The sequence below is a fragment of the Nocardioides plantarum genome (assembly GCF_006346395.1).
Classification (GTDB): domain Bacteria; phylum Actinomycetota; class Actinomycetes; order Propionibacteriales; family Nocardioidaceae; genus Nocardioides; species Nocardioides plantarum.
In genome coordinates, this window is record NZ_VDMS01000001.1 from 1,065,898 (window position 1) to 1,091,957 (window position 26,060).

The 26,060-nt window shown below is 72.4% G+C and carries 21 protein-coding genes and 1 tRNA gene; 7 read left to right on the forward strand and 15 right to left on the reverse strand.

The window, feature by feature from the left end; translation table 11 throughout:
- Position 1: 1 nt before the first annotated feature.
- Together FJQ56_RS04980 and rsmI are read right to left on the reverse strand one after the other, a co-directional pair.
- Positions 2-889, reverse strand: a complete 888-nt coding sequence (locus FJQ56_RS04980) for an alpha/beta fold hydrolase (RefSeq protein ID WP_140008053.1) — start codon at positions 887-889, stop codon at positions 2-4.
- Complete coding sequence (gene rsmI / locus FJQ56_RS04985) at positions 886-1,746, reverse strand: 16S rRNA (cytidine(1402)-2'-O)-methyltransferase (RefSeq protein ID WP_140008054.1); 861 nt, start codon at positions 1,744-1,746, stop codon at positions 886-888. The genes FJQ56_RS04980 and rsmI overlap by 4 nt, the downstream gene beginning before the upstream one ends.
- A 33-nt stretch (positions 1,747-1,779) precedes the next feature.
- Here rsmI and FJQ56_RS04990 point away from each other — a divergent pair, with 33 nt between their 5' ends.
- Together FJQ56_RS04990 and FJQ56_RS04995 are read left to right on the forward strand one after the other, a co-directional pair.
- Positions 1,780-3,555, forward strand: coding sequence for a dolichyl-phosphate-mannose--protein mannosyltransferase (locus tag FJQ56_RS04990; protein WP_246083993.1), 1,776 nt, complete (start codon positions 1,780-1,782; stop codon positions 3,553-3,555).
- Between the two features lie 170 nt (positions 3,556-3,725).
- The gene (locus FJQ56_RS04995; RefSeq protein WP_140008056.1) at positions 3,726-4,145 is read left to right on the forward strand and encodes a pyridoxamine 5'-phosphate oxidase family protein; all 420 of its coding nucleotides are present in this window, start codon (positions 3,726-3,728) and stop codon (positions 4,143-4,145) included.
- A 79-nt stretch (positions 4,146-4,224) separates the two neighbouring features.
- Here the strand turns inward: FJQ56_RS04995 and FJQ56_RS05000 are convergent, their stop codons facing one another.
- From FJQ56_RS05000 to FJQ56_RS05015, 4 genes are all read right to left on the reverse strand, one after another.
- Positions 4,225-6,396 (reverse strand): SNF2-related protein, encoded by a 2,172-nt coding sequence (locus FJQ56_RS05000; RefSeq protein WP_140008057.1) that lies wholly within the window; start codon positions 6,394-6,396, stop codon positions 4,225-4,227.
- A 260-nt stretch (positions 6,397-6,656) separates the two neighbouring features.
- A complete protein-coding gene (locus FJQ56_RS05005; RefSeq protein WP_140008058.1) occupies positions 6,657-7,472 on the reverse strand; it encodes a siderophore-interacting protein in 816 nt (271 codons plus the stop codon).
- 32 nt (positions 7,473-7,504) lie between these two features.
- Positions 7,505-9,262, reverse strand: coding sequence for an ABC transporter ATP-binding protein (locus tag FJQ56_RS05010; protein ID WP_140008059.1), 1,758 nt, complete (start codon positions 9,260-9,262; stop codon positions 7,505-7,507).
- On the reverse strand, positions 9,259-10,917 hold the full coding sequence (locus tag FJQ56_RS05015; RefSeq protein WP_140008060.1) for an ABC transporter ATP-binding protein: 1,659 nt from the start codon (positions 10,915-10,917) through the stop codon (positions 9,259-9,261). Before FJQ56_RS05015 ends, FJQ56_RS05010 begins: the two co-directional genes overlap by 4 nt.
- 114 nt (positions 10,918-11,031) lie before the next feature.
- Here FJQ56_RS05015 and FJQ56_RS05020 point away from each other — a divergent pair.
- Positions 11,032-11,107 (forward strand) — tRNA-Ala (locus FJQ56_RS05020).
- A gap of 373 nt (positions 11,108-11,480) precedes the next feature.
- On the opposite strand, the gene FJQ56_RS05025 is transcribed toward FJQ56_RS05020, so the two are convergent.
- From FJQ56_RS05025 to FJQ56_RS05035, 4 genes are all read right to left on the reverse strand, one after another.
- A complete protein-coding gene (locus FJQ56_RS05025; protein ID WP_170215260.1) occupies positions 11,481-13,736 on the reverse strand; it encodes a hypothetical protein in 2,256 nt (751 codons plus the stop codon).
- A gap of 151 nt (positions 13,737-13,887) precedes the next feature.
- Positions 13,888-15,261, reverse strand: a complete 1,374-nt coding sequence (locus FJQ56_RS05030; RefSeq protein WP_140008062.1) for a helix-turn-helix domain-containing protein — start codon at positions 15,259-15,261, stop codon at positions 13,888-13,890.
- Positions 15,262-16,228: 967 nt separating this feature from the next.
- Positions 16,229-16,984 carry a hypothetical protein gene (locus tag FJQ56_RS22015; protein ID WP_170215262.1) on the reverse strand — a complete coding sequence of 252 codons (756 nt, stop codon included), beginning with the start codon at positions 16,982-16,984 and terminating at the stop codon, positions 16,229-16,231.
- A gap of 1 nt (position 16,985) precedes the next feature.
- Positions 16,986-17,513 carry a SigE family RNA polymerase sigma factor gene (locus FJQ56_RS05035; protein WP_140008063.1) on the reverse strand — a complete coding sequence of 176 codons (528 nt, stop codon included), beginning with the start codon at positions 17,511-17,513 and terminating at the stop codon, positions 16,986-16,988.
- A gap of 161 nt (positions 17,514-17,674) precedes the next feature.
- On the opposite strand from FJQ56_RS05035, the gene FJQ56_RS05040 reads away from it, so the two are divergent.
- On the forward strand, positions 17,675-18,121 hold the full coding sequence (locus FJQ56_RS05040) for a pyridoxamine 5'-phosphate oxidase family protein (RefSeq protein WP_170215263.1): 447 nt from the start codon (positions 17,675-17,677) through the stop codon (positions 18,119-18,121).
- A gap of 21 nt (positions 18,122-18,142) precedes the next feature.
- On the opposite strand, the gene FJQ56_RS05045 is transcribed toward FJQ56_RS05040, so the two are convergent.
- On the reverse strand, positions 18,143-19,066 hold the full coding sequence (locus tag FJQ56_RS05045) for a carbamate kinase (RefSeq protein ID WP_140008065.1): 924 nt from the start codon (positions 19,064-19,066) through the stop codon (positions 18,143-18,145).
- A gap of 177 nt (positions 19,067-19,243) precedes the next feature.
- Here FJQ56_RS05045 and FJQ56_RS05050 point away from each other — a divergent pair, with 177 nt between their 5' ends.
- A complete protein-coding gene (locus tag FJQ56_RS05050) occupies positions 19,244-19,966 on the forward strand; it encodes a response regulator (protein ID WP_140008066.1) in 723 nt (240 codons plus the stop codon).
- A 28-nt stretch (positions 19,967-19,994) separates the two neighbouring features.
- On the opposite strand, the gene FJQ56_RS05055 is transcribed toward FJQ56_RS05050, so the two are convergent.
- From FJQ56_RS05055 to FJQ56_RS05070, 4 genes are all read right to left on the reverse strand, one after another.
- On the reverse strand, positions 19,995-20,870 hold the full coding sequence (locus FJQ56_RS05055; RefSeq protein ID WP_140008067.1) for a universal stress protein: 876 nt from the start codon (positions 20,868-20,870) through the stop codon (positions 19,995-19,997).
- A gap of 93 nt (positions 20,871-20,963) precedes the next feature.
- Positions 20,964-21,401 (reverse strand): arsenate-mycothiol transferase ArsC, encoded by a 438-nt coding sequence (locus FJQ56_RS05060; RefSeq protein WP_140008068.1) that lies wholly within the window; start codon positions 21,399-21,401, stop codon positions 20,964-20,966.
- On the reverse strand, positions 21,398-22,534 hold the full coding sequence (gene arsB, locus FJQ56_RS05065; protein ID WP_140008069.1) for an ACR3 family arsenite efflux transporter: 1,137 nt from the start codon (positions 22,532-22,534) through the stop codon (positions 21,398-21,400). The genes FJQ56_RS05060 and arsB overlap by 4 nt, the downstream gene beginning before the upstream one ends.
- Complete coding sequence (locus FJQ56_RS05070; RefSeq protein ID WP_246083994.1) at positions 22,531-22,890, reverse strand: ArsR/SmtB family transcription factor; 360 nt, start codon at positions 22,888-22,890, stop codon at positions 22,531-22,533. The genes arsB and FJQ56_RS05070 overlap by 4 nt, the downstream gene beginning before the upstream one ends.
- Positions 22,891-23,026: 136 nt before the next feature.
- Here FJQ56_RS05070 and FJQ56_RS05075 point away from each other — a divergent pair, with 136 nt between their 5' ends.
- Together FJQ56_RS05075 and FJQ56_RS05080 are read left to right on the forward strand one after the other, a co-directional pair.
- Complete coding sequence (locus FJQ56_RS05075; RefSeq protein WP_140008070.1) at positions 23,027-24,415, forward strand: serine hydrolase; 1,389 nt, start codon at positions 23,027-23,029, stop codon at positions 24,413-24,415.
- A 50-nt stretch (positions 24,416-24,465) separates the two neighbouring features.
- On the forward strand, positions 24,466-26,058 hold the full coding sequence (locus FJQ56_RS05080; protein ID WP_140008071.1) for an ABC transporter substrate-binding protein: 1,593 nt from the start codon (positions 24,466-24,468) through the stop codon (positions 26,056-26,058).
- Positions 26,059-26,060: the final 2 nt, after the last annotated feature.

Consider the following 26,060-nt stretch of genomic DNA (forward strand, 5'->3'; position numbering starts at 1 on the left):
CTCATGCCGATGTCACCCGCTCGAGGATCGCCTCGGCGAGCGCCCCGGGCGCCTGGGTCGGGATCCAGTGGGAGACGCCCTCGAGCACGACCAGCTCGTAGGGCGCATCGACCCAGTCGGGCGTGAGGTCGATGCCCTTGCGACCGAGCGCGACGTCGCCGTCGCTCCACACCATGGTGGTGGGACGGGTGATCCGGGGCCGCTCGAGCGCGTCGCCGCGCAGGAACATCGCGCGGTACCACGCCAGCCCGCCCGGGAGCGCGCCGTCGGCGGCGATCTCGCTGCGGAAGCGGGCGACGTCGTCGGAGGTCATGCCCGCGCGGCGCAGCGAGGCCTCGAAGCGGCGCGGCGCTCGACGCTGGAGCAGCTCGGGCAGCCGCGGCACGTTGAACAGCAGCATGTAGGACGACTTCAGCCCCTGCGTCGAGCTCACCCACGACCGCAGGAACGCCCGCGGGTGGGGCACCGAGACGGCGGTCCAGGTGCGGACCAGGTCGGGGTGCTCGGCGACCGTGGCCCAGCCGACGGCCGCGCCCCAGTCGTGGCCGACGAGATGCACCGGCCCGCCGGTCAGACCGATCAGCGCCGCGACGTCGCCCACCAGGCGACCCAGGGTGTAGTCGCGCCGACGCGTCGGTCGCGCGCCCGGGGAGTAGCCGCGCTGGTCGGGCGCGATGGTGCGGTAGCCCTGCGCGTGCAGCAGCGGCGCGACCAGCCGCCAGCACGACGCGCGCTCGGGGAACCCGTGGAGCAGCACGACGACGTCGCCGTCGATCGGCCCCTCGTCGGCGACGTCGAAGGTCAGCCCGTCGTGCTCGTACGACGTGAGGCGGGCGCGCGCGGGCCCGTCGGTCGGCCCGTCGGCGGGCCCGTCGGTGGGGCCGGTCATGCCTTGTGCACCAGGTCGTAGACGTCGCGCTTGGGCACCCCGGACAGGAGGGCCACCTCGGCGATGGCTGCCTTCGTCGTCATGCCGCGATCCTGCCGCGTCGCGACCGCGGCGCGCAGCGACCCCTCGTCGGTCGAGATGGAGGGCGCCGGGTCGGCCCCGCCCACGACCAGGGTGACCTCGCCCCGGACCCCCTCGGCGGCCCAGGCGGCGAGCTCGGCCAGCCCCCCGCGGCGTACCTCCTCGTGGGTCTTGGTCAGCTCGCGGCAGACCGCGGCCGCGCGGTCGTCACCCCACGTCTCGGCCATCGCCGCCAACGTGGCCGCGGTGCGGTGCGGGGCCTCGAAAAACACCATCGTGCGCTGCTCGTCGACCAGCGTCGCGAGCCGACGCGCGCGCTCCCCCGCCTTGCGCGGCAGGAAGCCCTCGAAGCAGAACCGGTCGACCGGCAGGCCCGACACGGCCAGCGCGGTGAGCACGGCCGAGGGGCCCGGCACGGCCGTGACCAGGACCCCCGCGGCCACTGCGGCCGTGACCAGTCGGTAGCCGGGGTCGGAGACGCTGGGCATCCCGGCGTCGGTGACGAGCAGCACCCGCTCGCCGGCGAGCAGCGCCTCGAGCAGCACCGGGGTGCGCTGCTGCTCGTTGCCCTCGAAGTAGGACACGACCCGGCCGCCGAGGGTGACTCCGAGGTCGCCGGTCAGCCGCCGCAGTCGCCGGGTGTCCTCGGCCGCCACCACGTCGGCGCCGGCGAGCTCCTCGGCCAGACGCGGCGGCGCGTCGGCCACCCGGCCGATCGGCGTGGCCGCCAGCACCAGCACCCCGGCCGCGGAGGAGGAGTCGCTCGGGGAGGTCATCGACCGATCATGTCGCACGTAGGATCCAGCCTCGTGACCACGCTGCAGGAGCCCCCGCCGACCGGCGGGCCCACCGGGCAGGTGGGACTCTCCGAGACCGCCGACGGCCGCCCGGTCCCGACGGCGTGGCAGCGGGCCCGCGGCCGGCTGACCGAGGCCGACGCGCGGCTCCAGGGCCGGGCCGCGGCGTGGGGCGCCGCGATCGGGGTCGCCCTGCTGGCCTTCGCGATGCGGCTGTGGCACCTCGGCTCGCCCCACCGGTTCGCCTTCGACGAGACCTACTACGCCAAGGACGCCTGGGGCCTTCTCAACCAGGGCTTCGTGCGCAACTACCAGGACCAGGTCGGCGGCAAGGACATCAACGACGCCATCCTCGACGGCCGGACCCAGGGCATCTGGGGCGACGGCCCGTCGATGGAGGTGCACCCCGAGGTCGGCAAGTGGGTCATCGCCCTGGGCGAGAAGGCCTTCGGCATGGACCCCTTCGGCTGGCGGATCTCCGCAGCCGTCGTGGGCGCGCTGATGGTGCTCGTGCTGTGCCGCCTGGCCCGACGGATGACGGGCTCGACGACGCTGGGCTGCCTCGCCGGGCTGCTGCTGACGTTCGACGGCCTGCACTTCGTGCTCTCGCGCCTGGCGCTGCTCGACATCTTCCTGGCGTTCTTCCTGCTCTGCGGCGTCGCGTGCGTGGTCAACGACCGCGACTGGTTCCGGGCGCGCCTGGCCCGCAAGATCGACGAGGTCGGCGCGGCGTCGTTCGGCCCGGTGCGAGGACTGATGTTCCGCCCGTGGCTGGTCGCGGGCGGTGTCTGCTTCGGCCTCGCGATCGGCACCAAGTGGACCGCCGGGCCGCCGCTGGCGGCGTTCGGGCTGCTGGTGTGGCTGTGGAGCGCCGGGGCGCGCCGCTCCTTCGGGGTGCGGTGGGCGGTCGTCCGCTCGGCCCTCGTGGACGGCGTACCCGCGTTCGCTCAGCTCGTGCTGATCGCGTTCTTCGTCTACGTCGTGTCGTGGACCGGGTGGCTGGTGCACGCCGACGACTACGAGCAGACCCTGTCGTCGACGCAGTACACCGGGTTCACCCAGGACAACGGCTGCACCAAGAACGCCGACGGCACCAGGAGCCCCAACAACGAGAGCGACGACTCTGCCACCTGGCCCACGGCCACCGAGCCCGACGCCCACGGCCCCGCCGAGATCGTGCAGTCGCTGCGGTCGTTGTTCTACTACCACCAGGACGTCTTCACGTTCCACTCCCACTACCTCAACTGCAGCAGCCACCCCTACCAGTCGCAGCCGTCGGGCTGGCCGCTGATCAACCGGCCCGTCGGCGTGGCCACCGACCTCAACGCGCGACCCGACCAGCCAGGCTGCACCGAGGCGGACTCCTCCGGCTGCTACTACCGCCAGGTGCTGCTCATCGGCACGCCCCTGCTGTGGTGGGGCGGCGCGATCGCGCTCGTCGCGGCCGGCCTGCTCTGGATCGGCGCCCGTGACTGGCGCTTCGGCGTGGCCGTCGTCGGCAGCCTGTCGACCTGGCTCCCCTGGCTGAGGTACGACGACCGGCCGATCTTCTTCTTCTACGCGATCGCCTACCTGCCGTTCATGGTGCTCGCGATCACGCTGTGCCTCGGCACGCTCATCGGCCGCTCCCGCCTGCCGTCGGGACGGCGTACGGCGGGCGTCATCGTGGCCGGGTCGTTCTTCGTGCTGGTCGTGCTCAACTTCGCCTACTTCTACCCGATCCTGTCCTACGAGACGATCCCGAAGTCGGCCTGGAACCACCGCATGTGGTTCTCCCGATGGATTTGACCCCGAGGAACGAGGGGGCAGATCCACGGAGGGAGGTTGAGCGAGCGACACGGCTGAGCCCGCGAAGCCGTGCGAGCGAGTCGAAACCCCCGCGCCCGACCAGAGCCTCTCGTGGTCGTGCGGCGCGCAGGGCTCGCCCGGCTCGATCACCGTGGGGATAGCCTCGCCACGTGACCTCCTGGACCCCCGGATGGGGCGACTTCCCCGAGGCGCTGCTCGAGTTCTGGACCGAGCGGCACCTCCACACCCTCACCACCCTGCGCCCCGACGGCCGGCCGCACGTGGTCCCGGTCGGGGTCACGCTCGACCACGAGCGGCAGTGCGCCTGGGTGATCACCCGGGGCGGGTCGCGCAAGGTCCGCAACCTGCTCGCCGCCGGTGACGCGGGCGGCCAGGTCGCGACCTGCGCGGTCGACGGCGGGCGGTGGTCGACGCTCGAGGGCACCGGGGTGGTCGTGCACGACCCCGAGTCGGTCGCCCGGGCCTGCGAGCGGTACGCCGCGCGCTACCGCACGCCGAGCCCCAACCCGGAGCGCGTCGCGATCCGGATCACCGTCGACCGGTTCGTGGGGTCGGCCGGGCTGTTCTGACGAGCCCGGGTGCTAGGGACGTCATACGGAACGGTGGCTCGACCCACCAGACCGTATGACGCCCCGGCTGCCCGAGTCGTCAGACCCGCGCGGCGCGCGCGGTGAGCGCGTCGGTGAGCAGCCCCACGAGCGCCTCGGTCTGGATGTCGGCCGACGAGCCGACCTCCTCGTCGGAGCCGTCGAGGGCGCGGGCGGCGAGGCCGGCCTTGCTGTCGATGAGCTCGGCGACCTTGGTGTCGACGGTCTGGGCGGCGATGACACGCCAGGCGGTCACCGGCTGGTCCTGGCCGATGCGGTGGACGCGGTCGATGGCCTGGGTCTGCTCGGCATCGGTCCACGACAGCTCGGCGAGCACGACGTTGGAGGCGACCTGCAGGTTGAGGCCCACGCCCGCCGCGGTCAGCGAGCAGACCGCGATCGCGACGTCGGGGTCGTTGACGAACGCGTCGATGTTGGCCTGGCGCGTCTTGGGCGACTGGTCGCCGCGCACCGAGGCCGACTTGATGCCCCGCTTGGCGAAGAGCTCCTCGGCCTGGTCCATCACGTCGACGTGCTTGGCGAAGAAGACGACCTTGCCGACGTTGCGCGCCAGCTGGGCGGCGTAGTCGGCCGCGAGGCCGGCCTTGGCCTGACCGATGCGCCGCATCATGGTGAACACGTTCTCGCCGTCGGACTTGCCCGAGCCCGTGGTGTCCTCGCGCTCCCAGGTCGCGACGCGGCGTACGAGGTCGTGGTCGATGCCCTCGGTCGTCACGCCGGTACGACGGGTGGCCAGCGCCATCTCGTAGCGCTCGACCAGGCGGCGCGCGAGCTCGCGCTCGGCCTCGCGGATGGAGCGGCCGACCTCGCCCTCGAGCTCGACGGGCAGGTCGGCGACGCGACGCGCGGGGATGTCGGAGGCGACGTCGACCTTGCGCCGGCGCACGATGCCCATGTCGATGACCGCGGCGCGGGCGGCGGGGTAGAACGGCGGGTCGATCGGGGTGAGGCCGGTGTCCTCGAGGCGGTCGATGAGCGGCGGCAGCGGCTTCTTCTCGTCGATCCAGCCCAGGAACTGCCAGATCGCCCGGAAGTCGTCGATGTCGTTGATCAGCGGCGTGCCGGTGAGCGCGGTCATCAGCGGCCGAGCCGTGCGCAGGCGGATCGAGTCGGCGATCTGCAGCACGTGCTGGGAGCGCTGGGAGTTCTTGTTCTTGATGAAGTGGGCCTCGTCGACGACCATCCCGCGGAAGCCGTGGTGGCGCATCCAGCCGACGTGCCGGTCGAGGATCTCGTAGTTGACGATCACGATGTCGGCGTAGCCGTCGACGTCGTGGCCGTTGCCGTGCACGACGGTGGCGGTGCGGTGGGGGGTCCAGAGGTTGACCTCGCGCGCCCAGTTGGTCTTGACGACGCTCGGGACCACGACGAGCAGCGGGAACGCGTCGGCGGCCTGCGCGGCCAGCAGGGCCTGCGCGGTCTTGCCGAGGCCGGGCTCGTCCGCGAGCAGGAACGTGCGGTGGCCCGCGGCGGCGGCGGCCACGACCTGGGCCTGGTGGTGCATCAGCTCCAGGCCGGCGGGGGCCTTGACCGAGGAGTCCTCGGGCAGCGTCATGCACGAGACGGCCCCGCCCGCGGCGCGCTCGAAGGACTCGAGCAGGGGCTCGATCAGCTCCCACCCGGCCAGCTGCCGGGCGTGGGTCGGACGGGTCGCGCCGGAGAAGTCGGGTCGCAGGAACGGGTTGGCGAGCTGGTGGGACAGCACCGACCGAGGGACGACCTGGCGCTCGACGTCGAAGGTGGAGGCGACCGGCTCGGCCGCGACCTCCTCCTCGGGGGCCAGCTCGACGCCGGCGAAGCCGAGCATCTCGCGCTTGAGCTCGCGGGCCGCCTCGGACACCACGGCGTCCTCGGCGAGCAGCGACAGCAGGGAGGTGTCGCGGGCGGTCGTCTTGGCCAGGATCGTGCCGATGCCGTCGAGGCGCTTGAGCTGGTCGGCCCGCTGACCCTCGCTGATGTCGGGGTCGGTCTTGACGCGGGTGCGCTCCTCGCGGGCCAGCAGGGCCACGACCTGGAACTTGGTCCGGCTCGACGGCTTGATCTTGCCGCGCTGGGCCGCACCCTCGACCTCGCGCACCGCGCGGGCCAGGATCGGGATGATGCCCTCGTTGTCGAGCTCGCGCCCACGGCGCTGGCGCGCGGACTGACCGCCGGAACCGCCGGACTGACCGTTGCGGTTGCCGCCGTGCTGGCGCTGGCCTCCTCGAGCCAAGGAACTCCTCCTCCGGAGCTGCGACACCGCGTGTGGGTGTCGCGGGGTACGCCGGGGCCTGGCCGTGGACCCGGCGGCGTCGAGGTGGAAGACGCACGCGGGGCCGGGCTGAGCGTCACCGGCGATGGTGCTGCCACCGGCTTCGGGGGCCGGGTGGCGGGGACATCGGCTCTCACCACCGACGTGCGGAGAGCATACCTCTCCGTTCCGGGGCCCGTGGCATCCCGGTCGGATCGGCGCGTGGGCCCTCGAGCCGCCGCCTACGGCACGTCGGCCTCGACCTCGCGGGTCCAGGCGCCCTTGACCGCGCGCCACTCCTCGTCGTCGTGCCCGCGCCGCCAGTAGGGCGAGCACGAGAGGTGCTCGCGCTGGACGAGGCCGCGCTCGAGGATCAGGCGGCGTACGGCGCGGGTGGCGGCGGCCTCGCCGTGCACGAACGCGCTCACGGTGCCGGGCAGGGCGTCGGGCAGGGCGTCGAGCCCGGCGACGGCGTCGCGCAGCAGCTCCTCGAGCGGGGCGGTGGCGCCGGCGCGGTGGACCCAGACGACGCGCAGGTCGCCGGGCGAGGTCAGCGGGATCTCGCCGGAGGCGTCCTGCACCTCGACGACCGCCACGGCCGGCCGACCGGCCGGGACGACCTCGAGCGAGGCACCGATCGCGGGCAACGCGCTCTCGTCGCCGACGAGGAGGTAGGAGTCGGCGTCGGGCGCCGGCCGCCAGCCCCCGGCCGGGCCACGGAACTGGAGCCGGTCGCCCGGCTCGGCGTGCTGGGCCCAGCGCCCGGCGCGGCCGACGTCGCCGTGGACGACGAAGTCGATCGTCAGCAGCTGCTGCTCGGCGTCCCAGGAGCGCACGGTGTAGCGGCGCGGGTAGGGGCGCTGCTCGCGCGGCAGGTCACGCACGGCGTCGTCCTCGAACGGGACGGAGTACGGCGCCGCGTCGGGCACGAAGAAGGCGTTGACGTAGGAGTCGGTGCCGTCGGGCGCGGGGAGCCCGTCGAGACCGGGACCGCCGAGGACGACGCGGATGAGCTGAGGACTGAGCGTCTCGGTGGAGACGACCTCGCCGTACGGCATGGGTTCCTTCTTTCGTGGGGTGCGTTGCGAGATTACGTGCGGGAGGCGGACCAGGCCGCCCACAGCGTGGCGTAGGGGCCGTCGCCGGCGGCCAGCTCGGCGGGCGGACCGACCTCGACGACGCGGCCGTGCTCGAGCACGACGACGCGGTCGGCCTCGGCGGCGGTGGTGAGGCGGTGGGCCACCAGCAGCGCGGTCCGGCCCTCGAGCGCGCGGCGCATGCCGGTCTCGAGCACCCGGGCCCCCGCACTGCCGGCCTCGGCGGTGGCCTCGTCGAGCACCGCGACCTCGGCGCCGCGCAGCACGAGCCGGGCCAGCGCGAGCTGCTGGGCCTGGACCGCGGTGAGGCCCGCTCCCCCGCTGCCGACGCGGGTCGCGAGACCGTCGGGCAGGGCACGGACCCAGCCGTCGGCGCCGACGACGGCCAGCGCGGCGACCAGGTCGTCGTCGGTGGCCTCGGGGCGGGCCAGGCGCAGGTCGTCGGCGACCGTGCCGGCGAAGACGTGCACCTCCTGGCTGACCAGGGTGACGTGACGGGCGAGCTCGTCGCGGCCCAGCGCGGTGACCGAGGACCCGCCGACCTCGATGGTCCCGCCGCTCGGGGTGTGGATGCCGGCGACGAGCGCGGCCAGCGTGGTCTTGCCGGCGCCGCTGGACCCCACGACGGCCACGTGCTCGCCCGCGGCCACGTCGAGGTCGACGCCGTGCAGCACCTCGGCGCCGTCGGCGTACGAGAAGCGGACGCCGCGAAGCCGCAGGACCGGTGCGGCCGGGGCGGGTGCACCCTCGGGCTCGGGCTGCTCGAGCATCGCGATCCCGGCGAGCCGGGCCAGCGAGGCGGTCGCGCTCTGCACCTCGTCGAGCAGGGTGAGCAGGGCGCTGATGGGGTCGAAGAGGCGGAGGAAGTAGAGCGCGGCCGCGGTCGCCTCGCCGAGGGTGGCCGAGCCGTTGCCGACGAGGACCGCCCCCATCACCAGCACCGCGGCGGTGCCGGTGAGCTCGCCGAGGTGGATGCGGCAGAAGAACCAGGCGCTCTTGTCGACGGCGTCCAGGTGGGCGCGGCGTGCCGACTCCGAGCGCGCGGCGACGCGGTCGAGGTGGCGAGGGCCCAGGAGCAGGGCCTGGACCGTGGGCAGCCCGCCGAGGGTCTCGACCAGCTGCTGGGAGCGCTCGCCCTCGGCGGCACGGGCGGCGGCGTAGAGGGGCGGGCTGACCCTGACGTAGAGCCGGCCGGCCAGCACCTGGAACGGCACCGCGGCCAGCCCGGCAAGGGCGAAGCGCCAGTCGAGCACGCCGAGGCCCACGACGGTGAGCGCCACGGTCAGCGCCGAGAACAGGAACTCCGGGAAGCCCTGGCGCAGCGCGTCGCTGACCCGGTCGACGTCGTCTCCGACGCGGGAGACGAGGTCACCGGTGCCGCCCTGCTCGAGACGCTCCTGGGGCAGGCCGAGCGCCCGCTCGACGACGGTCTCGCGCAGGCGGGCGAGAGCCCCCTCGCCGACGCTGGTCAGCCGCGCCCGTCCGAGGGCGGCGAACAGGCCCTGCCCGACGACGGCGAGGCCCAGCACCACCAGCGGTGCGGTCAGGTCGCCGCTCGGGCCACCGGCCTGGCCGAGGTCGACCAGCCGGCCCAGGGCGGGCGGGATGACCAGACCGGCCACGGTCGTGGCGACCAGGAGCAGCACGGCGACGATCGCCCCGCGCCGGTCGGGGCGTACGGCGGCGGCCAGCTGGCGTCGGGCCTGCGCGGCGGTCGCGATGGGGAGGCGGAGATCCGCGGTCGTCGTCACGACAGCACCGCCGCGACGTAGCGCTCGTCGAGGACCAGCTCGGCGTGCGTGCCGGTGACCGCGGCGCGGCCGCCCTCGAGGAGCACCACCCGGTCGGCGACGGCGAGCAGGGCCGGGCTGGAGGTGACCACGAGCGTCGTACGACGCCCGGCGCGCAGCGCGTGCAGGCCGCGGGCGACAGCGGCCTCGGTGACGGCGTCGAGCGCGGTGGTGGGGTCGTCGAGCACGAGCACCGGCGGGTCGGCGGCCAGCGCCCGGGCCAGCGAGAGGCGCTGGCGCTGGCCGCCGGAGAGCGAGGTGCCGTGGTGGCGCGAGCCGGCGTCGGCGAGCGCGGCCGCGACGTCGGCGGCGCGGGCCGCGGCCAGGGCACGGTCGGGGGTCGGGCCGACGACGTCGACCAGCGGCTCGGTGAACAGCATCGCCTCGTGCGGCACCACGACGACCGCGCGGTGCAGGTCGTCGAGCGCGACCTCGGTGGAGGCGACGCCGCCGACCAGGACGGCGCCGGCCTCGGGGTCGCGGCGTCGGGCCAGCGTGTCGAGCAGCTCCCGGCGCGCGACGAGGTCGTCGCACACCACGCCGACGAGCTCCCCGGGGGCGACCACCAGGTCGAGTCCGTGGAGGTGCTCGGTACGCAGTCCGGCCACCTGCAGGCCCTCGCCGAGAGGCCGGTCGGACGGGGCGGGGGCGTCGGTGACGGCGTACGGCGCCTCGAGGACGTCGGCGATCCGCTGCGCCGAGGCACGCACGGTGGCGATGCCGGCCCCGGCCCACGAGAGTCGGGCGACGGGTCCGACCAGGAACTGCGCCAACCCCACCCCCGAGACGAGCTCGCCGGGGCTGATCGTCCCGTCGAGGGTCAGCCGCGCGCCGACGCCGGCGACCGCGACCAGGAGGAACCCGGCGATCACCAGCGTCACGCCCTCGAGCGCGGCCTCGGTCGTGCCGGCGCGCACCCGGGCGCGGCGCGCCACCTGGCTGGAGGTCCGGAACCGGTCGACCGCGTGACGCTGCGCCCCCAGCCCGTGCAGCACGCGCAGGCCCTCGACGAGGTCGACCGCGAGGCCCGAGCTGTCGGCGGCGGCCTGCTGCTGGGCGGCGCTGCGCTCCTGCAGCGGGCGGGCCAGGAGGGGGACGACGAAGACCGCGACGGCCACGCAGCCCAGGGCCACCAGCCCGAGCGTGACCGAGGTCAGCATCAACGCCGCCGAGGCGACGAGCAGGGCGACCAGGCCGCTCAGGCCGACGCCGGCGACCACGACGGTCTCGCCGACGCGCTCGGCATCGGAGCCGGCCAGGCTCAGCGCGGCACCGGTGGGTTGCGCCCTCGTGGTGCCGCGCGGGTCGAGCAGGCGCGCGACGATGCGCTGGCGCAGGTCGTGCTCGGCCCGGGTGGCGACCCGCGCGCCGACCGGACCCGCGCCGTTGCCGGCGGCCGACAGGACGACGTACACCCCGGCGAGCACGGCGACCCAGACCAGGACCTTCGGGACCGACCCGGGCGCGATCGCGTGGTCGATCGCGAGCCCGACGATCACGGGCGTCGCGGCCTCGCAGACCTGGTGGAGGCAGAGCAGCCCGGCGTACGCCGCGAACCCGCCGCGCGAGCGACGGAAGGCCAGTTGGACGACACCGCCTGCTCCCCTGTCAGCCACCAGGTAAGGCTAGCCTTAGTTGGCCGTCGGGCCGTCGCCGGGTCGGCCCCTTCGCCGAGTTCAGCCCTCGGCGGCGCGGGTGCTAACGTGTCGCTTCGCGTCGTACGACGCACTGGGGCTGTGGCGCAGTTGGTAGCGCGTCTCGTTCGCAATGAGAAGGTCAGGGGTTCGAATCCCCTCAGCTCCACCACCCGAACCGCAGGTCGCTGTTGACCTGCGGTTTCGTCATCCCCAGGCAGTCGCGGCGACCGGATCCCCTCTGTGGTTCGAGATCGACGAGCTCGCGCTCGCCCCCGAGGCCCGCCGGACTCCTCCACGCCTGGAGCCGTCGGATGGAGGACAGACGGAAGCTGAAGTCAAGCATCAGCCCGTTGTTCCGCCACGGAGACGACGGCCAGCTCCCAGCGCCGAGGCCCTCCGAGTCTGCTCGAGCTGACGAGCGAGGACGGGCAGAGCTAGGTAGACCGGTGTCTGTTCCCGAGTATCGCGGGCTGCGACGAGCTCGAGTCGTGCTGGGCGGGTGAGGCCTTACCGATGTTCACCTACGAGATCGCGGTGTGACTTCAGCGGTCGACTACCTTCGTGGTCGGTGCCGTGGGCGTGATGAGGGTCTTGTAGCCCGGACGGGTACGCACGATCTGGGCCGTCATACGTGCGCCGATGTCGGCGCGCACGAGCTGATAGGTCAGGGCATAGCTGATGGAGACGATGTGACCGTTGCGTAGCCATCGGACGCGGGTGCGTTCGGGGCTCGGGGTGACGGTCCCCGGGGAGGCTCGGAGGTGCGATCCGACGCGTGGTGTGCCGCTCACGGTCGGACGCCGGGTCACCCGGAACGAGCCAGGTCCGACAGCTCTAGCCGACGAGACCGCCCGCGCACTGGACCAGTCGGGTCGGGTGGCGGTCACCCGCACCGTCACCTGTCGCCCGTTGGCTCGAAGCGGCAGCTTGAAGGTACGCCGGTAGGCGCCGGCTACCGGCTGACCGTGGATGTACCAGCGGTAGCTGTAGCTGAGGTGTCCGGGGGTCCAGCTGCCGGTCAACGCGGTGAGCGTCGAGCCGACACGCGCATGTCCCGTGATCCGCGGCCGGGATCGGTTCACGATGTCGCCCTCGACCGGCTCGGTCGGTGCCGAGGTGATGCTTCGTGTCCTGTGACCTGGACTCGATGCGGTGACTCGTACGCGGACGCGGTGGCCGACGACACCCTCACCCGGAGTGAAGGTCGACTTGGTCTCGCCCCCGGCGGGTCGATCGTCGACCAGCCACTGGTAGGTGAAGGTGGCCGCGTCGGGTGCCCATTCTCCGGGGCTGGCGGTGAGCCGCGACCCCAGCACGGGGTCCCCCGGGACTGATGGTGGGGTCACGTTGACGGTCCGAGGCAGAGCAGCGTCCGGCGCAGCCGTGCTCCATAGCTCAAGACCGTGGGTGCTGTCGCCGACGGCCAAGAACAAGTTGCCGCCGACGGCCGCGAGCTGGTCGACCTGCTCGTAGAGCGCTGGACTTCCTCGGCCGTCGGCCCTGTCGCTGACGTCGACGTCCTCGACGATGAACGGAGTCTCCGAGACGGCGTCGGTGCTCCACAGACTGCCACCATGGACGTCGTCGCTTCCTACGTAGTAGAGCCGGCCCCCCACCGCGGTGAGCTGTTCGGGCCGTGCACCAGGTAAGACACTCGAGTTGGGAAGCGGGTTCAAGCTCGTGACCAGCTCCGTTCCGGCCGTCGTGCCATCCGAGCGCCACAGATCGAAACTGACAGCGTCTTGCCGTGCGAAGAAGTAGAGATTGCCCCCCATCACCGTTTGGAACCCGGTCGACCGGCTCGGCACCACTGCAGACAGCGGCTGCGTTCCATCCGTGGTGCCGTCAGAGGACCAGAGAACAGGATCGCCACCGCTCACGGGGACCCAGAACAACGCGCGGCCACCCAAGGCATTGAGGTTGCGCCCCGCGAGAGACCGGCTCGTGGTGGCGTCGGCGGTGAGGTGCGTACCCGCGGGGGTGCCGTCGGAGACCCACGTCTCAGGGCCGTGGACCCCGTCGTCCGCCAGGAAAAAGACCTGGTCATCCGCAACCGTGATCTCCCGAGGGCCAGACGACGCCGGATACCCGCCGCTGTCGACGGCCGGGTTGATGTCAGAAACCATCACGGTCCCGGCGTCGGTGCCATCGGAGCGCCACAACTCGGTTCCGTGAAGACCGTCGTTCGCGGAGAACCACACTTCGTTCCCCACAGCCACCAGCGATTGAGGGTCTGAGGAGCCCGCGCCCGGCCGCAGGTCCGCCACCCGGCGCGTCCCGCCTACGGTCCCGTCGCTTGTCCAGAGCTCGCGGTCGGTCCCGTCGACGTTCGAGTAGCTGAAGAACAATCGGCCACCCACCGCAGCCAGGTAGGCCGGGGAGCCGCGCCCTCCCCCGTCGACCGCAGGAGTGTTTGTCAACGGCAGCGTTCCTCGAACGGTGCCATCGGTCACGAACAGCTCAGGATCCCGCCCCGGGGCTTCAGCGACAAAGAAGCCGAGACCACCCGCTGGCACCACGGCAGACGGACTTCTCACGTTCAAGTCCCAGGTTCCGGCGGCGGTGCCGTCAGAGCGCCAAAGTTCACGGTAGAGCCGACTTGGAGCCAATACGGAGTACAAGGCTTGACCGCCAAGATCAACGATATCCAGCGGCCTTGATGACGCCGCTCCGGGAATGGAGTCGGCGACCAAGTCGACGCCAGGAACCCCGTCTACGTGAACAGGTACGCGGTGTGCTGGGAAATCTGTCTGTCCCGGCTCAGCACTTGCCTCCGGCGACACCAGGGCTGTGACCACCAGGAGTGCCGCGACAGCGCAACTGGCCGCGAATTGAGCCGCGAGCCGAACCTCCAGATTGCGTACACGAATCGAACCGCGGCTCAGACCTCCAATATTCGTGCGAATGGCGGAACTCTCCCATCCTTTGCGGTCACGCCGCGAACACTCGTCAGGCATTCGACCCGGCTCGCCCCTCCACCACCGCCACCCTGAGGCTCTGGGTCCGCACGTCGAGTCCGGTCGAGGACGCTGCGCGTCGGTAGGCGTCGCGGGCCTGGTCGACCAGGCCGGCCTCGTCCAGCAGGTTGCCCAGGTCGAACCACATCTGTCCGGCACCGCGATCGGCGCCGATGCCGGTGAGGACCCGGATCGCCTCCACGTAGTGGGTGCGCGCACCGTCCACGTCACCGCTGCTGGCGGCGACCTGACCGAGCAACGTCAACCCGGCCATCTGGACGAGGGGCAGGTCGCCGGCCATCTCCAGAGCGCGTTGTGCGTGCTCGCGGGCTCGCTCGGCGTCGTCCTCCATGAAGTGGGCCCGCGCGAGCACGAGCGTGTTGCGGGCGTGGTCGACGGTGTTGGCCGAGCTCCACTCGAGCTCACGGCCGGCGAGGTCGAGCATCGACTTCGCCTCGTCGATGTGCGGCGGGTCGGCCCTGAGAAGAATGGTGCCCAGCTGGGTCCTCATCCGAGCTAGGTGGCGCACGCCGTCCTGGCTCTCCAGGAGATGAAGTGCCCGGCGCGCCAGGTCCAGGGCCAGGTCGATGGCGCCCGACTCTGCCTGGATGACGCTCATGTTCCAGTACGCCGCGGCACGAGCGGCCGCCGAGTCCAGGTTCTCCGCGACAGCGAGCGCATCGCGACAGATCGCCTGGGCCCCGGCTTCGTCCCCGGCCTCGAACAGGGCCGCGGCCAGGGTCACCTGCAGCTTGACCGCCTCGTCGATCCCGACCTCGACGGCGCCGGCCACGGCGTCCAGCGTCTGACGCGCGATCTCGATGGCACCGGAGAGGTCCCCGGACTCGCGGCGCAGGCTGCTGAGCGCCGTGGCGGCTCTCAACCTCGTCCTGGCCGAGACGTCCTCGGCGAGCAGCTCCTGGTAGTCGGACTCGGCGGACGGGTCGGCCAGCGCCTCCCGAGCGGTGGCGCTGATCAGTCGTGCGCGTTCGACGACCTCGCTCGAGCCCAGCGACGCTGCCTCGTCCACGATGGCCCGCGCCGCGGTGAGCGCCTTCTGGGGATTGCCGCCCACCAGATCGAGCTCAGCAAGGTCGACACGCAGCAGGACGGCACGACCGTCGACAGCATCGGCGCCCACGATGAGGTCGCGAATGGGAACCCGCAGGCGCTCAGCGAACTGGATGAGCACCTTCGTTGCCGGCCGACGCTCTCCCCGCTCGATGCGGGAGATGTGCGCCGCGGACACGGAGCCCTCGCCCAGCTCAGGTTGGGTCATACCCGCAGCCACCCGAGCCGTGCGGATGCGCTCCCCCAGCAGCTTGGGGTCTAGAGCCTCCAGTTGACGCACCAGTTCTCGATCCATCCGCACATCGTGCCCTCTCGGACCTGGCCGCACGGCAAGAACTGCTGCAACGCGCTCAAGAGATTTGCCAAGAGGTGTCTCTACACACTCCCCGACGGTCGCCGTCCCAGTCGCGCCGCCGCCGACCGGCCGACTTCGACGAGAGGGCCTTCAGCGACTCATCTGACCCACTAATTAACACGCGTCACAAATTGACATGATTTAGCACGTTTTGAACTTGTCATTGCTTGACTCCGGGCGTCCATTCCCACGAACCCCGGAGCCACAGCCATGTCCCAGCCCACTCGCTACCTCGTCGCCACCGTCGCCCTCCTCCTCAGCGTGGTCACCGCTGCCGTCGTCTCCACCCCTGAGCCAGCGCCGGCCCAGGCGAACGACCGCACCTGGTGCTGTTGAGCAGCGATGCCACCCACCACCGCTCTCGCCTCACCAGGAGGTGACGCTCATCCACTCGCTCCGATCGGGCAGGAGACGGCGCCATGGCCCTGCCTTGGTTCGATGTCGTCGTGCGGGACTTCCCCGCCATGAGGACGTGCGCCTCGCGCCCCGGCCCTGGAACCAGCGGTCCGGAGCGCCCGGACGGCCTCGTGGAGTCGGCGGAGTCCGCCTCTGGCTCGAGCCAGGTGCGCGCAGACCGAAACAGCGAGTGTCCGCGGGGCCAGTGAGTGGCGTGGACGGCCGATGACGGATCGGTGAGGTTGTCTGCGGTTGTCACCAGTCACCTCCACGTCGGTCACTGGCCCGGCAACGGATCGACCCTCGATATCGCCGGCAACCTGCCGGCGTCGTGCGGTTGATCGGAGGTCCTGACACCACGGGAGGGCCGGCGTGATGCCGGCCCTCCCTGGTGGTGCGTCCGGTTTGCCCCACCGCTCGACTCCGCGCCGGGCAACCGACACTCGACGACGTCAGCCACGGTGGCGAAGGTCGACGGCACCAATGCCGTGGGCCGGCCGGCCCTCGTCGTTCAGTCGTGGGCCAGGCCGAGGTACGTGACCTGCCAGCCGTAGGCGTTGTCGGAGGGCGCGAGGATCGCGTAGTAGGCAGCGCCCGGGTGGGCGTCGAGGGCGATCTCGCAGTCCATGGTGCCGCCGCCGTTGTCGCGGCAGGGCTCCGCAGTGCCGGGCCGTCCCGCGGCATAGCGAACCAGCTGGGTCCACTCGCCGTCGTCGATCACGTTCGGGTCGCGCAGGGCGCCGCGCTCGTCGGCGCCGGCCTTCGTGACCACGTCGGTCAGGGTCTGCTCCGGGCCGAACGTCACCGGCGGCGCGGTCTGCGCCTGCGGGTCCGGCGGTGTCGACGGCGATGAGGACAGCGACGAGGGCGGCGTGGTGGCCTGCTCCTGCGAGGCCGGCGATGTCGAGACCGGTGAGGACGGCGACGAGGGCGGCGTCGCGGTCTGCTCCTGCGAGGCCGGCGGCGTCGAGACCGGTGAGGACGGCGACGAAGACGACGTCGCGGTCTGCTCCTGCGAGGCCGGCGGCGTCGACGCCGACGAGGACGCCCAGGAGGGCGGCGTCGCCGAGCTACCACCCGGCTGACGCAGCAGCACGGTGAGGGCGCCGGCGACGAGGAGCACGGCGGCCGCGGCCAGGAGCGGGGGCAGCCAGGGCGCGCGGCGCAGTGGAGCGGTCGTCGCGACCGGCGACATCGCCGGTACGTGGATCGCGTCGGCCACGGCGTTCAGCTCGCGGGCCAGGGTGCGTTCGAGCTCGGTGGTCATCTCAGCTCTCCTCTTGATCTAGTACGTCGGGGCCGACCGCGGCTCGCAACGACGCGAGCGCGCGGTGCGCAGTGGACTTCACGGTGCCGGTGGAGCAGCCGAGCGCATCGGCGATCTCGGCCTCGCTGAGCTGCTCGTAGTAGCGCAGCACGATCACCGCGCGTTGCCGTGGTGCCAGGCTGGCGACGTGCGGCCAGAGCAGCATCCGGTCCTCGGGTCCGGCGCCGGCCGCCGTCCGTGGTTCCGGGGGAGCATCGGTCAGCACCTCGAGCCGGCGTGCCTGGGGCCGCCGCTGCGAGATGTACAGGTTGGTCAGCATCCGCCGCAGGTAGGCCTGGGGCCGGTCGGCCCGGCGTACCTTCCCCCACGACCGGTACGCCTGCAGCAGCGTCTGCTGGGCCAGGTCCTCCGCGTCGGCGTGGTTGCCGGCGAGCAGGTAGGCCGACCGGTAGAGCCACCCCCACACCGACGCGGCGAACTCGTCGAAGGTCGTCGCGTCGTGGTGCTGCTTGGTCGTCGTCAATGTCATCAGTGCCCCTTTCCACCCCACCTGACGACGGCGCGGTCCAGGAGGTTGCGTCGGCTCAGGAGGTTTCGGCGGTGGCCCTCTCGACCACGCGGGCACGAGTGCCCACCACGACGGGACTCCGGCCCCTACGGTGCGAGCCGGCGCCCGACCAGGCTGGGCTCATGACGATCCCGAGGAGCAGCCCGTGCCCGTGGCGTGGGTTGAGCGACGGCCAGACCCTCGACCACCTCGGCGTCGAGGAGTGCTGGAGGCTCCTGGGGTCTCAGTCGTTCGGCCGCCTCTCGTTCAGCGTCGACGACCGGGTGCAGGTCGCCCTGACGCCGTACGTCGCCCGCACCAGCCGGGTCTTCCTCCGCGCGGCCGCCTTCGGGTCGGTCGCGCGTCGTGTGGTGACGCGACCCGTCACCCTCCAGATCGACGACCTGAGCGGTGACCACCACGCCACGTGGTCCGTGACCGCCACCGGCACGGCTCACCACGTCGACGACGCGGCCACCCTGGCGGCCCTGTGGACCCCCGTCCGCCCCGCACCGTGGGGTGTCGGGCAGGAGTCGCTCTGGATCGAGCTACTACCGGACGAGGTCCACGGGCAGCGCATCCGCGACTGACCGTCGTCAGCCCCGGCACGCTCAGGTGGGCTGCCCGACGGGCATGGCGCTGACCTGGGTGCCGGCGGCACCCGAGATGACGTCGGCCGCCTCGGCCAGCGATCCGATGGCGGCCCGTCCACCGGTACCGGCCGCGAAGGCGCACGCAGCAGCGACCTTCGGGCCCATCGACCCGTCCGGGAACCGCTCGGCGCGCAGGTTGGCCGCACTCACGTGCCGGATGGCCCGCTGCTCGGGCGTCCCGAAGTCGATCATCACCGCGGGGACGTCGGTGAGCATCACCAGCAGGTCGGCGCCGAGGTCCGTTGCCACGAGCGCTGCGACGTGGTCCTTGTCGACCACGGCGTCGGCCCCGCGCAGCCCGTGCGGCCCCTCGACGACCGGGACCCCTCCCCCGCCGGCCAGCACCACGGTGGTGCGGTGCTGCAGCAGCACCCGGGCCGTCTCGACCTCGACGATCCGCACCGGCAGGGGCGAGGCCACCACACGCCGCCAGCGCGAGCCGTCCAGACGCACCGTCCACCCGTGCCGCTCGGCCTGCTCACGGGCCGTGGCCTCGTCGTACCCCGCCCCGACGAACTTGGTGGGGTGCGCGAACGCGGGGTCCTCGGCATCGACGACGGTCTGGGTGACCAGGGTGACGACCGGCGAGGTCAGGCCCGCGTTGGTCAGGGCCTGCTGCAGCCAGTAGCCGATCAGTCCCTGGGTCTCTGCCACCAGCTCGCTGAACGGGTACGGCGTGGTCAGGTCGGGATCGGCCGCCGACTCCAGCGCCAGCATCCCGACCTGGGGCCCGTTGCCGTGCACCAGCACCAGCTCGTGCTCGGCGGCCACCGCGGCCAGGGCCGGGGCCACCTCGGCGATGCGCTCGACCTGGATCGCGGAGTCCGGCCTCTCCCCGCGCGGCAGGAGGGCGTTGCCACCGAGGGCGACGACGATCCTCATCGGGCGACCCCCCGGGGTCGGTTCCTGAGCCTCATCCGTCCCTCTCCGCGGAGGGAGAGGCCCCCCGACGGTCCTCACCCAACCACCGGTGGGCCCGGCCGGATCAGGGTCGAAGGTCCCGCGGAGACCGGCGGGGGGGACCATCGGCCCTGTCGGGCGCTCGCCCGGACTGTGACCATGGACGGGTACGTCGTCCCACCCCCAGCCGCCGCGCAGCCGCGCAGCCGCGCAGCCGCGCGCCAGGAGCTCACCATCGAACCCAAGATCCGCGTCTACCTGCTCGACGACCACGAGGTCGTCCGTCAGGGCCTGCGCGCCCTGCTCGAGAGCAGCGGCGACATCGAGGTGGCCGGCGAGTCCGGCTCGGCGGTCGAGGCCACCCACCGCATCCCCGCGCTGCGCCCGGACGTCGCCGTCCTGGACGGCCGGCTGCCCGACGGCTCGGGGGTCGAGGTGTGCCGCGAGATCCGTTCGGTCGACCCGAGCATCCAGGCCCTCATCCTCACCTCCTACGACGACGACGAGGCGCTCTTCGCCGCGATCATGGCGGGGGCCGCGGGCTACGTGCTCAAGGAGATCAAGGGCAACGACCTGGTCACCGCGATCCGCCAGGTCGCCGCGGGCAAGTCCCTGATCGACCCCTCCCTCACCGCACGCGTGCTCGAGCGGGTCCGCAACCCCACGACCACCGCCCCCGAGCTTGCCACCCTGACCGAGCAGGAGCTCAAGCTCCTGGCGCTCATCGCCGAGGGACTGACCAACCGCCAGATCGGCGAGCGGATGTTCCTGGCCGAGAAGACCGTGAAGAACTACGTCTCCAGCATCCTGTCCAAGCTCGGCCTCGAACGCCGTACCCAGGCCGCGGTGATGGCCTCCAAGCTCCTGGGCCCCGGTCACTAGGAACGAGGAACGAGCAACAAGGTCCCGCTCAGGCCAGGTCGGTCTCGAAGACCCACTCCCCCGACGAGGTAGAGCGTCGTGGGTCCATCAGCAGCACGGGACACGCGGCGCGACGCGCGAGCGCCTGGGCCACCGAGCCCAGCGTCGAGCCACCCGGGTGGTGTCGGTGGTGGCGCCCCACGACCATCAGCTCGGAGGTGCGAGACGCCGCGCTCACCTCGGTGAGGGCGTCGCCCTCGACGAGGACCAGGTCGACCACGGCCGGGCCGGGCCGGGCGTCCAGCCGAACCAGCTGCGCCATCTGGTCGCCGATGAACCGGCGGGCCTCGGTGAGCTCGTCGTCCGGTCCCACGTGGAGCACCCGGAGCCCGGCGCCGCGGGCCACGGCTGCACTCGCCGCCACGCGCAGGAGGGGCCCGCACGTGACCGGGTCCTTGACCGCGACGGTCACCGTGCCCGCCCCCGGCGAGCCCGCCCAGAGCCGGGGGACGCACACGACGGGTACGCCGACCCGGGCGGCGACCTGGCGACCCACCTCGGCCCGGCGGCCCCTCACGTCGGGCTGGACCGCCTGCTGCAGGACGACGTACGCCGCGGTGTGTGCCGAGGCCACGATGCGCTCGACCAGGCCGCCGTGCGCCAGCTCGCTGGTCACGGCCACCGTCCCGGGGACCAGGTCGCGCGCGTGGACGACTGCGTCATGGAGCACGCGCGCACCCGCGGCGCCGGCCCCGTCGACCACCGGAACCAGCTCGACGACGTGGAGCACGTGGAGCGGACGCCCCTCACGCGCCGCGAGCGCCGTCGCCACGCGAACGGCGGCGGCGGAGCCGTCCGGGGCCACGGCCACGAGGACGGGGCGTGCGCGAGCATCGCGAGGAGGTGCTGGCTGCGTGGTGCTCACCGCTCGAGCCTGTCGGGATCCCTCGAGCGCGCCCAGGGCCGGAAGGACCCGGATGACCGGGACCTTCGCCTCCCCGGCTCGACGTCGGCGGGACTACGGCGCCAGCACCGACGCCGGCAGCGCCAGGTCCGGCACCAGCTCGACCACGAGGGCGCGGACCCGGTGATCCAGGTCGGCGACGACGCGTCGGACGGTGTCGTCGTCCTGGCCCTTCGGGTCGTCGACGGGCCAGTCGACATAGCGGACTCCGGGGACGTAGGGGCACTCCTCGCCGCAACCGAGGGTGACGGCGACGTCGCTGGCGGCGATCGCCTCGCGGGTCAGCACTTTCGGCCTCTCGCCGGAGGTGTCCAGACCCAGCTCCTCGAGCACGCGCGCGACCTCGGGATGGATCCGGTCCCCGGGCTCGGTGCCGGCGGACAACGCGGTGACGGCCTCCCCCGCGTAGTGCTGGGTGAGGAGACGCGCGATGACGGAGCGACCGCCGTTCTTGCGGCAGGCGAAGACGACCTGGGGCGGGGTGGTGCTCATCGGGCTCCTCGAGGTGCGGCGACAGCGGGGGTGGCCGCGGTGGCGGCGGTCGGGTAGAAGCGGCGGGCCCACAGGGCGACGTAGACCAGGCCGACGAGGACGGGGACCTCGATCAGCGGGCCGACGACCCCGGCCAGGGCCTGGCCGGAGGTGACGCCGAAGACGCCGATGGCCACCGCGATCGCCAGCTCGAAGTTGTTGCCGGCCGCCGTGAACGCCAGCGTGGCCGACCGCTCGTAGGTCATCTCCAGGCGGTAGGCGAGGTAGAACGAGCCGACCCACATCAGGGCGAAGTAGGCCAGCAGCGGCAGGGCGATACGGGCCACGTCCCACGGCCGGCTGGTGATGGTGTCGCCCTGCAGGGCGAACAGGACGACGATGGTGAACAGCAGGCCGTAGAGCGCGACCGGGCCGATCCGCGGCAGCAGGGTGGTCTCGTACCACGCGCGACCCTTGGCCCTCTCGCCCAGGAAGCGGGTGAGGAACCCGGCGACGAGCGGGATGCCGAGGAAGACCAGCACCGAGCGGGCGATCTCCCAGACCGACACCTCCAGCGCGGTCTGCTCCAGACCGAGCCAGCCCGGCAGGACCTCGAGGTAGAAGTAGCCCAGTCCGGCGAACGCGACGATCTGGAAGACCGAGTTGATCGCGACCAGGACCGCGGCGGCCTCGCGGTCCCCGCAGGCCAGGTCGTTCCAGATCAGGACCATGGCGATGCACCGCGCCAGGCCGACGATGATCAGGCCGGTGCGGTAGGCCGGGAGGTCGGGCAGCATCAGCCAGGCCAGGGCGAACATCAGCGCGGGCCCGAGGACCCAGTTGAGGAGGATCGAGGCGGCCAGGAGCCGCCGGTCGCTGGTGACCAGGCCGACCCGGTCGTAGCGGACCTTCGCCAGCACGGGGTACATCATCACCAGCAGGCCGATCGCGATGGGCAGCGAGACCGAGCCGACCTCGACGGCCGACAGGACGTCGTCCAGGCCGTCGACACCGCGGCCCAGGACCAGTCCGACGAGCATCGCCGCGACGATCCACACCGGCAGGAACCGGTCGAGGGTGGACAGCCGCCGCAGCACGGCGCCGTCGAGGTCGTCGGACGCGCCCGTCGCGGTCTCCTGCGCAGGGTCGCTCATGCGTGGGCTCCCGCCGGCTCGAGGAGCGTGGTCAGCGCACGGAGCGCCTCGGGACGCGCCTGGTAGTAGACCCACACGCCCCGCTTCTCCCGGCCCAGCAGGCCGGCGTCGTGGAGGACCTTGAGGTGGTGGCTGATCGTGGGCTGGGACAGCTCGAACGCCGGCAGCAGGTCGCACACGCAGGCCTCGCCGCCCTCGTGGGACAGCACCAGCGACATCAGGCGCAGCCGCACCGGGTCGGCCAGCGCCTTGAGCACCACCACCACCGACGCGGCCTGCTCGGCGCCGATCGGCTCGCGCACCAGCGGGGCACAGCAGGCCAGCGCGTCGGACCCATACCCGGAAGACATCGACATGTGTCGATAGTGACAGCCGTCTATGTCTCGGGCAAGTCACCGCTCGGACCGCCTTGTGTGCCACGACGGATCGCCCGGACCGACCTTGTGGTCATCGACGAACACGCTGGGGGCGGTGCGCTCCTAGCGTGACGGCATGACCGCACTCGAGGACGTCGACACCTGGATCGCCGAGCAGCTGCCCCTGCTCATCGAGAAGTACGACGTGCCCGGCGCCGCCGTGGCCGTCCTCGCCGGGGGCGAGGTGATCGACCACGCAGCCGGGCTGCTCAGCCGGACCACGGAGGTCGAGGCCACCGTCGACTCGGTGTTCCAGATCGGCTCGATCACCAAGGTGTGGACCGCGACGCTGGTGATGCAGCTGGTCGACGAGGGCGCGCTCGACCTCGACGTCCCGATCCGCACCTACCTGCCGGAGTTCGCGATCGCCGACGAGTCGGTGGCCGAGAAGATCACCACCCGCCAGCTGCTCAAGCACACGGCCGGCTTCGAGGGCGACATCTTCACCGACACCGGATCCGGCGACGACTGCGTCGAGAAGTACCTCGCCGTGCTGCACGAGGTGCCGCAGCTGTTCCCTCCCGACACGATGTTCTCCTACAACAACGCCGGCTACTGCGTGCTCGGTCGCCTGGTCGAGGTGCTGCGCGGCAAGCCGTACGACGTCAGCCTGCGCGAGCACCTGATCACGCCCCTCGGGCTCACCCACACCGCCACCGACCCCTACGAGGCGATCCTGTTCCGCGCCGCGGTCGGCCACCTGCAGCCCGAGCCCGACGCCCCGGCGCAGGCGGCGCCCGTGTGGGCGCTGACCCGCTCCAACATCCCCGCCGGGTCGATGCTGGCGATGCGCCCGCGCGACCTGGTCGCGTTCGCCCGGATGCACCTCGACGGCGGCACCGCCGCCGACGGCACCCGCGTGCTCGAGGCCGCCACGGTCGCCGCCATGCAGGTCCCGCAGGTCGAGCTGCCCGACCTGGGCCTGATGGGCACCCACTGGGGCCTGGGCTGGGAGCTCTTCGAGACCCCCGACGGCGTCCTCGTCGGCCACGACGGCAACACCATCGGCCAGGCCGCGTTCCTGCGGGTCGTGCCCGAGAAGGGCGTGGTGATCGCGCTGCTCACCAACGGCGGTGACGCCTTCTCGCTCTACCGCGACCTCTACTCCCACCTGCTCTCCGAGCTCGCCGACGTCACCCTGCCGGCCCTGCCCGCGCCGCCGACCGAGCCGGAGACGATCGACGCCTCCCGCTACGTCGGCACGTACTCCGCCGAGGTCTTCGACATCGACGTCACCCAGGACGACGCCGGCCGGATCTGGATGGACCTGACCCCGAGCGGCATCGCCGAGGAGCTGGGCGAGAAGGCCGAGCGCAAGGAGCTCGTGCACTACGCCGGCGACAGCCTGATCCCCGTCGAGGCCGACCGCGGCATGTTCATGCCCCACGCGTTCCTCGGCGACGACGGCGACGGCCACGCGCTCTACCTGCACGTCGGTCGCGCCGTACGCCGCGCCGGCGCCTGACCCTCCTGCCCCTCACCACCCATCCCACCCCGTCACCAGAGGACTTGCCCATGAAGCTGACCACCGCCGCCCTCGGCCTGTGCGTCACCACCGTCGTCCTGGCCGGCTGCGGCGGAGGAGGGTCGGGCTCCTCCTCGGGCGGCGGAGGCGAGGTGGTCGACGGCGGCACGTTCACCATGTCGCTGGCCTCCGACCCCGGCAACCTCGACCCGCAGATGGGCGCCGGGAGCGGCCTGTTCGCGACGACCCAGTTCGGCTACGACGCCCTGCTCAGCGTCAACGCGAAGGGTGAGATCGAGTCGGGCCTGGCGACCACGTGGTCCGCCGAGGGCACCAAGGTCGAGCTGACGCTCGGCGACGGCATCACCTGCTCCGACGGGACGGCGTTCACGCCCAGCGCCGCGGCCGACAACGTCAACTTCGTGGCCGACCCCGCCAACCAGAGCCCGCTCCTCGGGACCTTCCTGCCCGCCGGGGCCAAGGCGACCGGCGACGACGCGGCCGGCACGGTGTCCATCACGCTCACCACCCCGGCGCCCTTCGTGCTCAACGGCCTGGCCAGCCTGCCCATGGTCTGTCCTGGCGGCCTGGACGACCGCAAGTCCCTCGCGCAGGCCACCAACGGCACCGGCCCCTACGAGCTGACCGACGCCAAGCCCGGCGAGAGCTACACCTTCAAGATCCGCGAGGGCTACACCTGGGGTCCGAACGGTGCCTCCACCGACGTCAAGGGGATGCCCGACACGGTGGTCCTCAAGATCACCGAGAACGAGACCACGGCCGCCAACCTGCTGCTGTCCGGTGAGCTCAACGCCGCCCAGATCGTGGGCCCGGACGCCAAGCGCCTCGAGGGTGCCGGCCTCTTCACCGCCAAGACCCCCGCCCTGGTCGGAGAGCAGTGGTACAACCAGGCCGCGGGTCGACCCACCGCGGACCCGAAGGTCCGCATCGCCCTCACCCGGGCACTCGACCTCGGTGAGCTGCAGAAGGTCCTCACCTCGGGCACCGGCGGCCCGGCGACCACGCTGGCCGCGGTCGAGCCCACCACCTGCCCGGGCGACTCGGTGTCCGGTTCCGTGCCGTCGTACGACGCCGACGCGGCCGGGACGCTCCTCGACGAGGCCGGCTGGACCCTCGGCGAGGACGGCACGCGCACCAAGGACGGCAAGCCGCTCGAGCTGGTGCTGCTCTACCAGGCCAGCTCCGGGACCGGCGGCGCCGCGGCCACCGAGCTCGCCGTCCAGCAGTGGAAGAAGGTCGGCGTGAAGGTGACGGCGAAGAGCCAGAACGAGACCACCCTGACCGGGACCATCTTCAGCGGCGGTGACTGGGACGTCTCGTGGGTCTCCCTCAACGTCAACGCCCCCGACCAGCTGGTGCCGTTCCTCTCCGGGGCCAAGGCACCCGACGGGACCAACTTCGCCGGCATCGACAACGCCGACTACCAGGCGGGGCTGGCCGAGGCGTCGAAGACGCAGGGGGTCGAGGGGTGCGACGCGTGGCTCGCCGCCGAGTCGGCGCTGCTGAAGTCCGCCGACGTCGTCCCCTTCGCCAACAACATCGTGCGCACGTTCGGCGCCGGCGCGGAGTTCACGACGCCGGGCAACCTGGTGCCGACCAGCATCCGCATGATGGCGAAGTAGTC

Coding starts and splice junctions, on each gene's coding strand:
- FJQ56_RS04980 (WP_140008053.1), bottom strand. CDS start 889: ATGACCGGCCCCACCGACGGGCCCGCCGACGGGCCGACCGACGGGCCC.
- rsmI (WP_140008054.1), bottom strand. CDS start 1,746: ATGACCTCCCCGAGCGACTCCTCCTCCGCGGCCGGGGTGCTGGTGCTG.
- FJQ56_RS05005 (WP_140008058.1), bottom strand. CDS start 7,472: ATGCCGTACGGCGAGGTCGTCTCCACCGAGACGCTCAGTCCTCAGCTC.
- FJQ56_RS05030 (WP_140008062.1), bottom strand. CDS start 15,261: ATGGATCGAGAACTGGTGCGTCAACTGGAGGCTCTAGACCCCAAGCTG.
- FJQ56_RS22015 (WP_170215262.1), bottom strand. CDS start 16,984: ATGACCACCGAGCTCGAACGCACCCTGGCCCGCGAGCTGAACGCCGTG.
- FJQ56_RS05035 (WP_140008063.1), bottom strand. CDS start 17,513: ATGACATTGACGACGACCAAGCAGCACCACGACGCGACGACCTTCGAC.
- FJQ56_RS05040 (WP_170215263.1), top strand. CDS start 17,675: ATGACGATCCCGAGGAGCAGCCCGTGCCCGTGGCGTGGGTTGAGCGAC.
- FJQ56_RS05045 (WP_140008065.1), bottom strand. CDS start 19,066: ATGAGGATCGTCGTCGCCCTCGGTGGCAACGCCCTCCTGCCGCGCGGG.
- FJQ56_RS05050 (WP_140008066.1), top strand. CDS start 19,244: ATGGACGGGTACGTCGTCCCACCCCCAGCCGCCGCGCAGCCGCGCAGC.
- FJQ56_RS05060 (WP_140008068.1), bottom strand. CDS start 21,401: ATGAGCACCACCCCGCCCCAGGTCGTCTTCGCCTGCCGCAAGAACGGC.
- arsB (WP_140008069.1), bottom strand. CDS start 22,534: ATGAGCGACCCTGCGCAGGAGACCGCGACGGGCGCGTCCGACGACCTC.
- FJQ56_RS05070 (WP_246083994.1), bottom strand. CDS start 22,890: ATGTCGATGTCTTCCGGGTATGGGTCCGACGCGCTGGCCTGCTGTGCC.
- FJQ56_RS05075 (WP_140008070.1), top strand. CDS start 23,027: ATGACCGCACTCGAGGACGTCGACACCTGGATCGCCGAGCAGCTGCCC.
- FJQ56_RS05080 (WP_140008071.1), top strand. CDS start 24,466: ATGAAGCTGACCACCGCCGCCCTCGGCCTGTGCGTCACCACCGTCGTC.